Origin of the sequence: Paenibacillus urinalis, from assembly GCF_028747985.1 — a bacterium.
GTDB lineage: Bacteria > Bacillota > Bacilli > Paenibacillales > Paenibacillaceae > Paenibacillus > Paenibacillus urinalis.
In genome coordinates this window covers 3,819,564-3,834,533 of record NZ_CP118108.1, presented here as the reverse complement: position 1 = coordinate 3,834,533, position 14,970 = coordinate 3,819,564, and the positions used below count along the sequence as shown (strand labels likewise).

Genomic DNA, 14,970 nt, shown 5'->3' with positions numbered 1-14,970 from the left:
GGAAGGAAGATAGAAATGAGTTATGAACTAATGAAATTTACAATGAAGCACCCAGGAGATGTAAGTGAACTAGAGGAACAACTTGAGTCCGGCCAAATCAAGGCCGCTCATATCAAAGCCATCATAGCTCAAACAGAAGGAGATAATTATGCAAGAGGATATAGTACACTTGCTTTCCAAGTGTTATTGTCCAAATATTTAAGCAAAACCCATGATGCTATTTTTGAAGAAATTCCGATGATGATGATTGGTAAGACTGGCGGTTATATGAGTCCGCATTATACCGTATTTTTGAGAAACGATCATCATCTGTCTGATTCAAGAGCGGGAAGCAAACGATGGGTATTCGGCGTAGCTTCAAGTCGAACGCTTCTTCCGGAAGAAATCGGCACTTGCGTTCAAGTGGATCTGGCAGCAGAAGCGGTACGTGATGCAATCAGAGACGCAGGAATCACAGATCTTGGTGACGTGCACTGTGTTGAAATCAAGTGTCCCTGGGGGGAAGGAGGGGTTCGATCCAAAGCTTCTTCTGCACTCGGCTCTGCGGTAGCTTTAGGGGAGGTCGATCGGGAAAAGATTACGGATGAAGCGATCAATGGGGACCATCGTTTATATACAGTCAAAACCTCTGTCTCCGCAGGTGGAGAACAGACAGCCATTCGTGTAATTGTGATGGGTAACAGAGACGGGGCAGACAGTTCACTTGTAATCGCATCTGGCATGATGGAGGACGGATTTGATCTCAGAGGACTTTATCGTGTCTTCGCATCTCTGGATATGGCCGTTGATCCTTTGCTATCACCCAAGGAGCAGGGGAGGATTCGGCAAATATTTGTAAATGCCGGTGCGGATGCTTTGCCTCATATTAGAGGACAGCGTCACACCATTCACACCGATGCACTAAGCATGCATGCAGGAGTCGTTGCCAAATCAGTGGCTCATGCGGTTGTGGCAAGCGTTGTTAATGATGCAGCCATATTGTGCTCAGCCGGTTCAGAGCATCAGGGCCCGCGTGGAGCTAATCTAATCGCAGTTATCGCTGAAGCCAGAGGGGATGAGGAATGATGAGTGAGATCTGGAAATGTAAAGGATTTGCTAATGCGCATACACATCTGGATAAGGGGATGCTCGTTCCCGAGGTAGTCTATGTGGATGCTCCCGCGAGCATTCGTGGCGGATGGACGAGGGAGAAAAAAGCTGAGTTTACTAAAATGGATATATATGACCGCGCTGAGAAGGCGCTTCTTCAGATGATTCGTTATGGAACGACTTATGTAAGAACACATGTAGATGTAGATCCGGTTGTCGGCTTGAAAGGAATAGAGGCTATGCTTGAGCTGCAACAAGCATTTGCCAAGCACATCGTTATTGACATTACAGCTTTTAATCAGGAAGGCTTTGATCGCTACCCAGAGACAGAGAAACTGTTGCAGGAAGCACTCACTATGGGGAGGATGGGACTTGGCGGACATACGCTAGTTGATGTAGATGGTAAATTACACATTAGAAAAATGATGGCGATGGCTGAGCAATTTGATGTTCCCTGGTTAGAATTCCATACAGATGAGAGTGGGAAGCCGGAGGACTTTCTTCTGCCCTTTCTTGCAGAGCAAGCCTTAGAGCAGGAATGTGGAGATAAGATCTATGCCATTCATTGCAATTCTCTGGCGACTGTACCCGATATTAAAGCGGCAAAAACGATAGAGCTTATGGCAAATGCCAAGCTTCATGTTACAGTGTGTCCTACAGCAGTAGCAACAAGACCTATTACAAGAACGAAAGAGCTCTTGAAAGCAGGAATTCCAGTAGGACTTGGAAGTGACAATATGGGAGATCTATTCAATCCACTTGGAGGAGGCAACATGCTCGGCTATGCGCAGCTTCTGGCTTACGTGCAGCGGTTTTATGAGCCTGAGGAACAGCTTGCTCTATTAGATATGATTCGAAGAGGCCCGGCTGATCTGCTATCGGCTTCTTCGCATCATGAGCTTAATGTATCCGTCGTATTTGAAACACAGGAGGCACGCGAGTTATTATCCCACGTGCCTCTCCCTCAAATTGTTCAGGACAAAGTATGTTCAGCTTGAATTTCATGAGATTTAAGAATGTGATGAATCATGACGGCCATTTGCAGCTTGAGGAGGTCCACAGGATCTTTAAATGAAAGCTGAAGAAGGGATTCACATTTATTTAATCGATAGAAGACGGTATTGCGGTGCAGGAAGAGCACCCTTGCCGTCTCTTTGACATTGCAGTTTTGCTGTAAGTACACATCGAGTGTCTGCAATAGTTCTATATTTTCATCTGATTTCGGAAAAGCAATCGATTTGAGAATACTGCCGCAAAACTCCCTTAATTTATGATAAGGCAGCATCCGAATCAGATCAGGAACCTGCTGAACTCGGTAAGCATGTACTGAAGTGGAGCTATGACTGTCATTTGCATGTTTTAATGCCAGGACAGCTTCCTGATAAGCCCTGGCCAATCGGTCAAGCTGATCGGCATGATTGCTGAGTCCAATGGAGAAGAGGTGATGGTCATTGCTTTTTCGAAGATGGGAGAGTGCACTCTGCAGCAATTGAATCAATCGTCCCTCTTGCTGTGAAACCGACAGATCATTAGAAGTCAGAATGATGACAATATGATCTCCTTTGACGGTTGTTATGGCATTCATGTGTTTAGCATCAAGGTAGGCTTGAATCTGCTCCTGCAGGTACTCATAACCCCTGCTATTAAAAGGAAAGGAAATCCGTCCGTCCAATGAAGAGTCAACTTGGCAAACAGCGACCCAATAGGTGCCTTTTGATTGTAATCCATATTTCTCGCCGCGTTTCATAATCTCCTGTACTGATGTATAACCGTTATCTAATAACTCACTGAAGAATTCTTCTCTAAGCCGGTTTGACCCCTCCATTAGAGCAGCTTGCTTGACGCTCTCAAGAGCAATGACCTGAGCAGCTTGTTCCAGAGGCATCAGCAATGTTTTTAACGTTTCATCCGTATGCATGACAATAATGTAGCCCTTTAAATTTCCAGAAGAATGAATGGGATACACTCCGAGCCGTTCTCCGCTTGTTGTTTTATAGTACGATAGGCTGTTTTCAGTAGGGCTCTGATTCACAATGAATTGAAGTAGTTCTTCGCGAAACTCCTCAGATACTGCCCAGGAGCGAGCAGAAGCCGACCATCCGACCATGGTCCGCTTGCTGTTCGTAATCAGAATTGGATGATGAACTACGCTTGTCAGTGTCTGGGCGATGTCTGACATGGTAGCACCATTCAGGAAGAGTTTGGAAAATTTACGATGAATCTCAAAAGTCCGTTCAAGCTCAACCTGCTTTTCATTCAGTAAAATGCTCATGACTTGACTCATCATATCCCCGAGACCCTTTTCATTAGGAAGTACAGCGATTGGCATTCGCAAGGTTGAGGAAGCGGAGAGCATCGCTTTTGGAAGTGGGCTGATGTGGTGACTGGCTTTAATAATCATACCTGCACATCCAGCTTCGGACATTTGATGAATGAATGCGGTAAGTACACGGTGATTGCTTAAAATTACATGTTCTGTGGTGAATAGAAGCTGCCCTCTACACAGCCATGTCGCAATGTCAGGAGAAGCGGACTCTTGATGTGGAAGTTTGACCATGACATTAACGGACTCAATGGTTGAATCCAATCCGTTCTCCCCGGCAACAACGGAAGCGCCGTAGAAGAACGGCAACTTTAAAATTTTTTTCAGTGTTAGTGCCATTTTCATTCCTCCAATGTAAGATTTTATGACGTCATGAATTCAATCTAGGTAAAAACGGACCTGAACAATAGAGTTTTTAACCATTATGCCCTATCAAATAGAGCGCATCTAGATATATGCCCCATTTTTGTAAGTGCTGCTGAAGTTCATAGTCATGATCTTGTGCACTGAGGACATAGGCTTGCATCGTATATCTCGCTATCATGTGTTTATCAAGTAAAAGAACAATGTCAATAAACCTGACACAAAAGAGAGGGAGTGGAAAAAATGAAAAAGATTTGGATCGTCATGCTTGTAACGGTTATGCTGACAGCTTTGGGATGTGCTAATCAAAATCAAGGTGTCCGCGAAACAGCCAGTACAGCTGCGAACGCCAGCTCAAGTACAGGTCTTGGAACTGACTTGCCTCCAGCTGAACAAAGTGAACTCACACTACGTCTAAATTGGAAATTTAAAGGTGAATTTGCTCCATTTTTTGTAGCCAAGGAAAAAGGCATATTTGAAAAGTATGGACTTAACGTGAATGTGTTGGAGGGATCTGGATCAGTGTCGGTATTGCAGGTGATTGCCCAAAATAAAGAAGAAATTGGGGTAACTTCAGCTGTAGAGCCCGTTCAGGGGATAGAGAAAGGGATGCCAGTGAAAATGATTGCATCTTATATGACTCGCTCACCCATCATTCTGCTGTCCTATCCGGATAACCCAGTTCGCTCACCGAAGGACTTAGAAGGAAAGTCATTGGCTTCCTCATCTGGATCAACCTTCACCAGCGTGTATGAGAAATTTCTGGAGTATAATGGCACCGATTATAAAAAAGTAGAGCACATGATGGTGGAAACCGGTGCACGAAATACGCTGTTCCAGAACAGAGAGGCAGATGCGATAGCGGTATTCTCAACAAATGAGTATCCATTGTTCGAGAAGAATCTAGGTCAAGAGCTAGTACCGCTTTATTTAGCGGATTATGGTTTTGACCTATCGGGACTCTCACTTATTACTAACAATAAGTTTGCTGAAGAGAATCCTAATACGTTAAAACGATTTCTGATTGCAGTGGATGAAGCCTTTGCCTATTCTATGGAGCATCCTGAAGAAGCAGCAGCTATATCCAAACGATTATTTCCGGATGTGGTTGATGAACAAATTACAGCTGAACAAATTGTAAGAACAGGAGAGCTGGCTGTACGTCCTGATGGAAAGCCGTATGGATATGTCAATGCAGAGCATTTAGAGCAGATGACACTGCTTATGCAAGAGACTGGCCTTATTAAGAATAGAGAGAAAGTAGATACGTATTATACGAATCAGTACCTTCCTGACCAATCTGCGGAAGCAGGGGGAGAAGACTAATGAGTAATACTGCGAAGTTTAAGTCTCTGCTGTCCGTATCGCTTACTGTATTTGCGCTTCTTGCTCTATGGCAGCTGTGCTACATGGTGTTCGGTATTCCAGAATACTTACTGCCAACTCCGCTTAATATCGTTGAACGTATGGCTCAGGATTGGCAAGTATTGCTTAGGCACAGCGGGATAACCATAGTCGAAATTTTAGCTGGGTTTGCCTTATCGGTTGGGTTTGGTGTTCCGTTCGCTATCATCATCGTATATTCGAAATATTTTTCCAGGTCGTTTTTTCCAATCATGATTGGTCTACAGTGCGTGCCTATGATATCACTTACCCCGCTTTTGATTACTTGGCTTGGATTTGGGATGGTCACAAAGGTCATTATCGCTTTTCTCATCGCGTTCTTCCCGATCATTGTCAATAGTGTAGTAGGTCTTCGTTCATCGGAGAAAGAGATGCTGATGCTTGCACAGTCCATGAAAGCCAGTACGTTCCAGGTGTTTATGCACTTCCGGCTGCCAAAGGCACTTCCTAGCATCTTTGGAGGCTTCAAAGTAGGAATTACGCTGGCTGTTGTCGGAGCCGTTGTAGCGGAATTTGTCTCCTCAGACAGAGGGCTAGGCTATCTTCAGCTTGCTGCCAGTGCCAATCTTGATATTACGATGCAGTTTTGTGTGGTTGTCATGCTGGCAGTCATCGGACTCATTTTTTACAATTTGGTCGGATGGATCGAAAGAGCAGCGATACCTTGGTACAGAGCTGCCAGAGGAGGAGAATAAGATGGCTGGAAAAACAATCGCAATTCAAAATGTAGAGAAAAAATTCGAGACGCGTACAGGTGTCGTTCAAGCGCTGAGCAAGGTCAGTTTAAATATTGAGGCATCTTCATTTGTTTCTGTTGTGGGACCGAGTGGCTGTGGAAAAAGCACGTTGATGAATCTACTTGCAGGTCTGGATCAACCGACAGGAGGCACCATCGAGATGGATGGAAGTACGATGAATGGGCCGCAGTCGGGGAATGCGGTTGTCTTTCAGAAGGATCTATTGCTGGAATGGAGGACAGTACAGGGGAACATCCTGCTGCCTTATGAACTGGAGAACAGATTAAACCGTAAACAGCTGGCTGAGCAAAAACGAAAAACCAACGAGCTGCTAAGCATGGTTGGACTTGATGGTTTCGGTGACAAATATCCATTTGAGCTGTCAGGAGGAATGAAGCAGAGAGTATCGATCTGCCGTGCTTTAATTCAGAACCCATCGTTACTGATGATGGACGAGCCTTTTGGTGCGCTTGATGCACTAACTCGTGAGCAGATGATGTATGATCTGTTAAAGATTTATACGAAGTATAAATGTACTATTATTTTTATTACCCATAGCATTGAAGAGGCGGTTTTCCTATCTGATCGGGTCATCGTGATGTCACCTAGACCTGGCTCAATCTTAAAAGATATTTCAATTCAGTTAGAAAGGCCGCGCAGTATGGAGACAAGAACGCATCCGAAATTTTTTGAGCATGTTCGGGAGATACGGGAGGTCTTTCAATCTCAAGGTATTCTGACGGAGGTATGAGATGAGCGAATATACAGAGTATAGCTTAACTAATGTATTGAAAGAAAAGACAGCTCTCATGATTATCGATATGCAGAATGATTTTATTCATGAAAAAGGTGTATTCGCTCAGTATGGCTATGATACAAGCATGTACAGTGGGATCGTCCCCGTAATTAGTCAATTAGTGAAGGAAGCGAGGCAGGCTGATATTACCATCATATGGGTTGGGATGTCTCACAACCAGCTGAACGACGGACAGGATGCCTGGATAAGGCGGCGTATAGGTAGAAGCCATCCTCCGAGCTGCCGGACTGGAACCTGGGGGGCGGATTTTATTCAGGAGCTCGATATTCGCACAGAGGATGTATTGGTGTGGAAGCATCGTTATAATGCCTTTGTGGATACGGAACTAAAAAGAGTATTAAAGGGTATGGGAGTAGAGACGCTTATTGCTGCTGGGATCAATACGAATACTTGTGTCGAATCCACACTTAGGGAGGCTCATTTGATAGGATACCATGTTGTACTTGCAAAGGATGCTACCGCCTGCCTTTATTCGGACGCTTACGAACCGAGTCTAACCAATATAGAACGGCACTTTGGCTTTGTTGAAGCCTCCTCCACCATCACTTCTCTCTGGAACAACGTTGGAAATGTCACATCTACCTGATCAGCCAATACAATGTTATTCATAAAAGATTACAGAAGAATGGAAACGTTTGGGTCATCCCAGACGTTTTTTTATTATTAGATGAATTCATATGGAGGGAATATTCGTGAAGAGTTCAAATATGCAGCTTTCAAAATTAATGGGCATAGTGCTGGTTATAGCCGGATTCATGATGATCTTGACGAAACTCTCAGTTGAAGCCGGAGCTGAGGAATTTCGAATTCAAGTCTCTGGGACCGGGGAGACAAAAAGTAACTTATAGCGACAAGGAATCCGAAATATTTCCCCTTTACTCAGAGACATAACTACAGAACAAAAAAACACGATAGCTCTTTCCTTCCAAATTAGGTAAAATGGTATTTAGGGTAGTATTTAAAACTTAGTTTCATCTAATGAAACCAGAAAGTGTTCATGAGGAGGAAAAGGACGATGTCATTTAGGTTTGTTGGTCTTGATCATGTTCAGCTTGCTGCACCGGAAGGCTGTGAATCAGAAGCACGTCATTTCTTTAAAGAGATTCTAGGGTGGACCGAAATTCCTAAGCCGGAGCCATTACAAAATCGCGGTGGTATTTGGTTTAAATGTGGGATTCATGAAGTACATATTGGAGTGCAGAAGGATTTTACACCTGCCTCTAAAGCCCACCCTGCATTTCATGTTCACAATATAGAAGCTTTAAAGGAGCATCTGACGAAGGAAAATATAACTATACTCCATGATGAGGCACGTACAGAAGAAGGCATCACACGCTTCTATACTCATGATCCATTTGGCAACCGAATTGAATTTCTTGAATTTAGCAGATAAATATATAGCATACGCTTGGAGATCAGGATAGTTGGATGACAATATTGCATATGACTTGGTTTAATTGGAATCGCTTTCTTGTCAGTCGTGTTACGGTGTGCAATTGAGGATCTAATGAGAAATCAGGGCTTAAGATGTGATTACGGTAAAGATTAGTTATAACTTTTCTTTCTCTACCCTGGTGCGAATTACAGGTTATATAATGTAGTTGTCGGGGCCGACGAAATACAAGGAAAGGAGATGATCCAATTGATCAATGAGCGCGAGGTGACTTTCGCTTAAGTGCGAAAGTTGTGCGTTTAGCATGGGAGGAGGCTGATGCCTCCTCTCATTATTCATCCATACCGTATCTTTTTGACCCTGTGTGATAAAATTTGTAAATTTTAAAAACTATTTCTTGCCTATATAACAATGGTTTCATTATAATAAGTTTAGTTTTACATATTGAAGATTTTGCCACATGCTAACTTGCTAAGTAACCGGCGGAATCTAATCTTAAGAAGAGAGGAGAAAGTACAATGCAGCCGTCATTTAAACTTCAACAACAGGAACAACTGAATATGCTCAAGCCAAGGTACCTCTATACCGATACGCGATCATGACAAGGGACTCTTAATGAATCGTGAGAAGGACTGTGTATTGTGTGAATTTTAGCCTATGAATATAATTTTGAGGACTGCCTATGGACATTTGTAAACGTTCAGGGTTTTTTTATTTTTTTAAGGGCATAGTTTCCGTGAGAAGGTTACAACAACCAAAAATGAACGAAAGGAGAGGCGAACATGATTTTAAATGTCTTTGTAAGTGATGATGTGAGTGGCCAGAGAACCGTATTTGAGGAGGATATTTATCGTGATGTACAAAAATGGAAGAGATGCGCTTCCCCCTAGCTTATTGAAAGAGATTCAAAAGTATATACAAGGAGATCTCATCTACATCCCAAAAGCTACCGAAGAGCGTGCACGCTGGGGAGAAAAGAGCGGAGCCCGCAAGCAGCTAGCTCAGCGTAATGCAGAAATTTCACTATATTATTCCAAAGGATGGTCTGTTTCGGAGCTGGAGCAGAAATATCATCTATCAAGTGAGAGTATTCGCAAAATTGTAGTAAAGTCCAGGTAATTAGGATGGTTAGATGGGAGAGTGCCTTCATTGTCGATTGTTCAAGGGCTTCCGAGCTCGATTAGTAGTCAAATTGAAGGTCCATTGTTATTCAGCGCACGGACAGATTTATTACACAATGGACATTTCGGAGAACAGTGGACCGTGATCACTAGGGAAGAGGTCACGGTCTGGACTCCGGAAGGAATCAATATAAGCAGGCTGGAAGTACAGCAAATGACAGAAGCCCGAGCCGTCAGTGGAATAGGCGGCGGCTCCTTCATTGCGGATACATCCAAAGGTCCTGTAGTTATCGCGAGATATACGGCCGCCCTTACGGCGGTCTATAGCTTCGCAGCTAAGCTTGTGTGTGCAGTAATTCAGCAGGAAGAGCTGCCGACTGCTTCGGAAAAAGAACTTCCGCGTTATTGCCCGAATTGCGAGCATCCACTGGCGGAAGGAACTCAGACATGTCCTGTCTGTAAGGATAATGGAAAAGTACTTCTTCGCATGCTCCGGTATGCAAAGCCATATAAGGGACAAATGATTGTGGCTGGAATTTTACTTGTATTAACTACGCTTGTTGAACTCATCCCGCCTTATTTAACCAAGATTATGATAGACGATGTTTTGAAACCGGATTCATTATCCGCTTCGTTGCTGTGGCTGGTCATCGGACTAGGAGCAACCATGCTCGTTACATCGGTAATGCAAACGGTTCGCGGATTGCTGGGCGTATGGGTCGGCTCCAAACTAATGGGAGACATTCGGAAGGATATATACCACGCATTAATGAAGCTGTCCCTGTCGTTCTTTGACCGGAGGCAAACCTCGCAATTTATTGGCCGGGTTAACAGTGACTCGGAGGCAATGCGGCAATTCATGACAGACGGTATTATCTGGGTAACTGGAGAATCTCTCCGAGTGGTTGCCATCTTCGCCATTATGTTTGGACTTGACTGGAAGCTGACGCTCTTTGCATTATTGCCTATGCCTGTGATGGTGTTTGTGTCCTTATCTCTATGGCCTAAGATCGGACGGCGTTGGTATCAGCAATGGAGATCCATTTTTCGACTGAACGTTATTGTGGGTGACTCGCTTCAAGGGATACGAGTAGTAAAAGCTTTTGGACAAGAGAAGGCAGAGATATCCCGATATAGTGAAGTGAATGAACAGCTTGTGAAGCATAATATTCGTATCGAGGGCTTGTGGCAGGGAATGTTCCCGTTATTTTCCTTGATCGCTGGGATTGGGACACTGCTCATCTGGTATTACGGCGGAGCATCGGTTATACAAGGGGAGCTTCAGCTTGGTGTACTCATGGCATTGATATCCTACCTTGGTATGCTGTTTGGTCCGCTGCAATGGATCAGTCAGATGATTAATTGGTCCAGTAATGCATTGGCTGCTGCGGACCGAGTATTCGAAATTCTTGATACGACACCGGATGTACCTGATGCACAGAACCCGCGTGATATTGGCAGCATGAAGGGACATGTCCAGTTCAATGAAGTAACCTATGGCTATGAGAAGCATCACCCTGTATTGAAAAAGGTGAACCTTGAGGTACAGCCGGGAGAAATGATTGGGCTGGTAGGACATTCGGGAGCTGGTAAATCGACATTCATTAATCTGATTTGCCGTTTCTATGATCCAGATGAAGGCAGCCTTTATATCGATGGAGTTCCGCTAACAGAGATTAGTCAAACTGATCTTCGGAATAAGATCGGGGTTGTGCTGCAAGAGACATTCTTATTCGATGGAACTATAGCGGAGAACATTGCTTATTCCAAGCCGGATGCTTCTCCGGCTGAAATTATGCGGGCAGCTAAGATTGCTAATGCGCATGATTTCATTGTTCGTCTGCCGGATGGCTATGATACGCGTGTCGGAGAACGAGGGCATAGGCTGTCTGGGGGAGAAAAGCAGCGTGTTGCTATTGCCCGGGCAATTATTCATGACCCACGTATTTTGATATTGGATGAAGCAACGGCTTCCGTAGATACAGAGACCGAGCGTCAGATTCAAGAAGCCATTTCAAGACTTATACAAGGGAGAACAACATTTGCTATTGCACATCGTCTGTCAACTCTGCGAAATGCGGATCGTTTGGTCGTACTTGATAAAGGAAGAATCGTTGAAGTGGGAACCCATGAAGAATTGTTCTCGATCGAAGAGGGAGCTTATCGTAAACTCGTTGATGCACAGCAAGAATTGTCGAAGATCAAGGGGGTCGAGGGTTAATGGAACGAGATCCTTACGATATTCACTTTCTTCAGCCAGCGGATGTCATGTTCAGCCGGGGGCCGGGAGGTGTTTTACAGGGAGTTATAGAAGGCGCACTGTATTCTGAAATTTTAGTCTATCGAACTTTTCCTTTCAAGTACACTTCTCAATATATCTCCATTCGTAATGCGAAGGGAGATGAACTCGGAATTATTGAGGATATAAGTCAGCTGGATGATGAAAGTGCAGAGGAATTGGGGAGAGAACTGCAATTTCGATATTTCCTGCCGAGAGTAACCCGAGTAGATAGTGTCAAAGAAAAATCAGAGCTCTGGGTCTGGGAGCTGCAGACGACACTCGGCCCAACACGCATGGCCATGCGTAATTTACACGAGCATGTGCAGTACCCTGGCGAGGGACGATTGATATTAACGGATATAAACGGTAAGCGCTGCGAAATTCTCGATTGGAGAGCGCTTGATCAGCATAGTAGAAAGCAACTGACAGACGTAATCTAAATACCGTTTATGACAAAGACCGATACAGCGGTGTAAATGTATCGGTTCTTTGTATGCTTGTTTGTTTCAAAAATGGAACGCCCGCCGAGAAAACGAACTCGGTTCTCCTCCCGAGTGGAACTTCTGGAACCTGAACGACTTTTGCGAAGCAACCGGAGAGAGGAGCCAAAAATGAAACGCCCGCCGAGAAAACGAACTCGTTCTCCCCTACCGAGTGGAATTTTTGGAACCTGAACGACTTTTGCGAAGCAACCGGAGAGAAGGAGCCAAAAATGGAACGCCCGCCGAGAAAACGAACTCGGTTCTCCTCCTTCGAGTGGAATTCTTGGAACCTGAACAACTTTTGCGAAGCAACCGGAGAGAGGGAGCCAAAAATGGAACGCCCTATACATGATTTTTTTAGAGAGAACACATACTTCACAGAGGAACCATTTTGTTACGGGAGGAGACTGCATTAATAATGCAGATCCTGACGGTTAAATCTTATCGACAAGTGAGGAGAAAGAATGCTTAAAACAAAAATAATCTGTACGATGGGGCCGGCATGCGACTCCATTGAGCTGTTAAAGCAAATGATTCAGCAAGGAATGACCGTGGCGCGTTTGAACATGGCACATGGCGAACCAGATGACCATGTTCAGCGGATGAAGAGAGTACGGCAGGCAGCAGAGGAAATGAACACATTTGTACCGATTATGATTGATATCAAAGGACCTGAGATTCGTATCGGAAAATTAAAAGAAGCCTCTGTCCAGCTCATGACGGGGGAAGAACTCATATTAACTACAGAAGAAATACTCGGTGACACCAAACGTATCAGTGTGAATTATGCCGAGATGAATCTCGTCGTTAAACCAGGTAACATCGTACTCATTGATGACGGATTGATAGGACTTGAAGTGATGGAGGTTACTGGACCGGATATACACTGCAAAATCCTGAATGGTGGAGTACTAAAGCCTAGAAAAGGTGTGAATCTTCCGGGAATTAAAACGACACTGCCAGGGGTAACCGAGCGAGATAAAAAGCATATAGCTTTTGGGCTCGAGAACAATGTGGAGATGATTGCCGCGTCCTTTGTGCGCAAAGGAGCAGATATCGAAGAGATCCGATCAATTCTTAAACAAAACAAGGCAGAGCATGTCCAGATTTATGCCAAAATCGAGAATCAAGAGGGCGTGGATCGGATCAATGAGATTATTGAAGCGTCGGACGGGATTATGGTGGCTCGAGGTGATTTGGGAGTCGAGGTGCCGATTGAGGATGTTCCGATGGTTCAGATCGAGCTTATCCAAAAATGCAATCTGGCAGGGAAGCCTGTCATTGTGGCTACACATATGCTGGATTCCATGCAGGTGAATCCTCGCCCAACCCGTGCTGAAGTCAGCGATGTATCAAATGCAGTTCTGCAGGGAGCCGACGTCGTGATGCTGTCGGGAGAATCAGCAGCCGGGAAGTACCCGGTGGAATCTGTGAGGACGATGGCTGCTGTAGCTAAGAAGGCTGAATCACTTATTGATTATAGAAGTGAATTCTTTAAGAAAAGAGAGCTGCATGCAACTAAAATTACCGAGGTTATCAGTCAAAGTGCAGTAAGTGCATCACTTGAGCTGGGAGCAAAGGTAATTATTACATCTACAGGCAGCGGGTTTACTGCGAGAATGATATCGAAGTATCGTCCGAAGGCTCCTATCCTGGCAATCACATCCAACCCTGAGGTGCTGCCTAAATTATGCTTGTACTCAGGCGTTTTTCCGTACTTGGGTGAGAAGGTGACAACAACAGACGAGATGTTTGAATCGGTGACACGAAACGCAGCGATGAAGGGGTTTGTGGAGCCAGGGGATACGGTAGTGTTGTCCGCAGGTGTGCCGATCGGAAGATCGGGAACGACAAATTTGATCAAAATTGTTGAGGTATGATGAATTCATATCCCATGTATTAAGGGATCTGAATTCATCAAAATGGAATTCATATCCCCTGTAATGAGGGATATGGATTCATCAAAATGGAATTCATATCCCATGTAATGAGGTATCTGGATTCATCAAATGGGATTTGTATGCCTTTTACAGAGGACATATGGATTCATCAAAATACAAACCATCCATTAGGGAGGCGAACAAATATGCCTGATTGGCTGGAGGTTTCGATCAGAACATTGGCATCGGTAACCGTCCTGTTCCTGATCACCAAAATATTAGGTAAACGTCAGATTTCCCAATTATCACTATTTGAATATATTACAGGTATTACACTCGGAAACTTGGTCGGTTATATCTCGCTTGACGTTGATAATACATGGTACTTAGGGTTTGTAGCTTTGTTTGTATGGGTTGCCGTATCTACAGTAGCTGAGTATGCCACGATGAAGAGAAAAAATTAAGGGATATCGTAGACGGCAAAGCAACGGTGTTGGTTGAGAAAGGGGCTTTGCTTGCAGACAATTTGAAAAAAGAACGTCTCACGGTGGATGAATTTCTAGAACAGCTGCGTAAAAAAGATGTGTTCAGGGTAGCTGATGTGGAGTTCGCAGTGATGGAGCAGAGCGGAGAAATTAACGTGCTGCTCAAAAAAGAGCATCAACCTCTTACTGCCGATCTGTTAGGCTATCAGCTGTCTTCCGAGCAAGAGCCAAAAACCATTATCATCGACGGACATATTTTACCTGATTCGTTATCCTCTTCGGGACATAATGAAGATTGGGTTCATAAAGAGCTCCGCAGACTGGATCTGCCGCTGAAAGAGGTATTTATAGGACAGGTAGACAGTCAAGGAGAGCTTACCGTACAGACAGGAAAGGACTCTTTGCCTAAACCGACGACCTCGAAGCCAAACGATCAGATTGCAGAGCTGGTCAAGCGAATGCAGGATGATTTAATCATGCGAAGACAGTTATCGGTTTATGAGAAAGACAAGCTGGAATACCAGCAAGCATTAGATCAACTGAACAATGCAATGCATGCTTATAAATCTCCACACAAGCCGTAACATTATTTAAT

The 14,970-nt window shown here is 44.3% G+C and carries 14 protein-coding genes; 13 read left to right on the top strand and 1 reads right to left on the bottom strand.

The genetic code is table 11. The annotated features are described in order from the left end of the window. Positions 1-15 precede the first annotated feature (15 nt). Together PUW25_RS17735 and PUW25_RS17730 are read left to right on the top strand one after the other, a co-directional pair. Positions 16-1,065 (top strand): ring-opening amidohydrolase, encoded by a 1,050-nt coding sequence (locus tag PUW25_RS17735; RefSeq protein ID WP_076313134.1) that lies wholly within the window; start codon positions 16-18, stop codon positions 1,063-1,065. After that, positions 1,062-2,087 carry an amidohydrolase family protein gene (locus PUW25_RS17730; protein ID WP_274337346.1) on the top strand — a complete coding sequence of 342 codons (1,026 nt, stop codon included), beginning with the start codon at positions 1,062-1,064 and terminating at the stop codon, positions 2,085-2,087. The genes PUW25_RS17735 and PUW25_RS17730 overlap by 4 nt, the downstream gene beginning before the upstream one ends. Here PUW25_RS17730 and PUW25_RS17725 read toward each other — a convergent pair. Further along, a complete protein-coding gene (locus PUW25_RS17725; protein ID WP_076313132.1) occupies positions 2,063-3,751 on the bottom strand; it encodes a PucR family transcriptional regulator in 1,689 nt (562 codons plus the stop codon). The genes PUW25_RS17730 and PUW25_RS17725 overlap by 25 nt on opposite strands. A gap of 267 nt (positions 3,752-4,018) precedes the next feature. Between PUW25_RS17725 and PUW25_RS17720 the strand changes: the two genes are divergently transcribed. The 11 genes from PUW25_RS17720 (at position 4,019) to PUW25_RS17670 (ending at position 14,959) form a co-directional block, all read left to right on the top strand. Then, on the top strand, positions 4,019-5,101 hold the full coding sequence (locus tag PUW25_RS17720) for an ABC transporter substrate-binding protein (RefSeq protein ID WP_090725472.1): 1,083 nt from the start codon (positions 4,019-4,021) through the stop codon (positions 5,099-5,101). After that, positions 5,101-5,874 (top strand): ABC transporter permease, encoded by a 774-nt coding sequence (locus PUW25_RS17715; protein WP_274337344.1) that lies wholly within the window; start codon positions 5,101-5,103, stop codon positions 5,872-5,874. The genes PUW25_RS17720 and PUW25_RS17715 overlap by 1 nt, the downstream gene beginning before the upstream one ends. Position 5,875: 1 nt before the next feature. Next, entirely contained in the window at positions 5,876-6,667 is a 792-nt protein-coding gene (locus PUW25_RS17710; protein ID WP_076313130.1) for an ABC transporter ATP-binding protein, read from the top strand. A 1-nt stretch (position 6,668) separates the two neighbouring features. Beyond that, positions 6,669-7,319, top strand: a complete 651-nt coding sequence (locus tag PUW25_RS17705) for a cysteine hydrolase family protein (RefSeq protein ID WP_205052666.1) — start codon at positions 6,669-6,671, stop codon at positions 7,317-7,319. Positions 7,320-7,748: 429 nt separating this feature from the next. Further along, on the top strand, positions 7,749-8,126 hold the full coding sequence (locus PUW25_RS17700) for a VOC family protein (protein WP_047910996.1): 378 nt from the start codon (positions 7,749-7,751) through the stop codon (positions 8,124-8,126). An 855-nt stretch (positions 8,127-8,981) separates the two neighbouring features. After that, positions 8,982-9,245, top strand: a complete 264-nt coding sequence (locus PUW25_RS17695; protein WP_285849985.1) for a CD3324 family protein — start codon at positions 8,982-8,984, stop codon at positions 9,243-9,245. Between the two features lie 30 nt (positions 9,246-9,275). Continuing rightward, positions 9,276-11,468, top strand: coding sequence for an ABC transporter ATP-binding protein (locus PUW25_RS17690; RefSeq protein ID WP_047910998.1), 2,193 nt, complete (start codon positions 9,276-9,278; stop codon positions 11,466-11,468). Beyond that, complete coding sequence (locus tag PUW25_RS17685) at positions 11,468-11,968, top strand: DUF1854 domain-containing protein (RefSeq protein WP_047910999.1); 501 nt, start codon at positions 11,468-11,470, stop codon at positions 11,966-11,968. Before PUW25_RS17690 ends, PUW25_RS17685 begins: the two co-directional genes overlap by 1 nt. A gap of 506 nt (positions 11,969-12,474) precedes the next feature. Next, positions 12,475-13,890, top strand: coding sequence for a pyruvate kinase (gene pyk / locus PUW25_RS17680; RefSeq protein WP_047911000.1), 1,416 nt, complete (start codon positions 12,475-12,477; stop codon positions 13,888-13,890). A 206-nt stretch (positions 13,891-14,096) separates the two neighbouring features. Next, a complete protein-coding gene (locus tag PUW25_RS17675) occupies positions 14,097-14,354 on the top strand; it encodes a DUF421 domain-containing protein (RefSeq protein ID WP_274338424.1) in 258 nt (85 codons plus the stop codon). 26 nt (positions 14,355-14,380) lie between these two features. Further along, a complete protein-coding gene (locus PUW25_RS17670) occupies positions 14,381-14,959 on the top strand; it encodes a DUF421 domain-containing protein (protein WP_274338423.1) in 579 nt (192 codons plus the stop codon). Positions 14,960-14,970 lie beyond the last annotated feature (11 nt).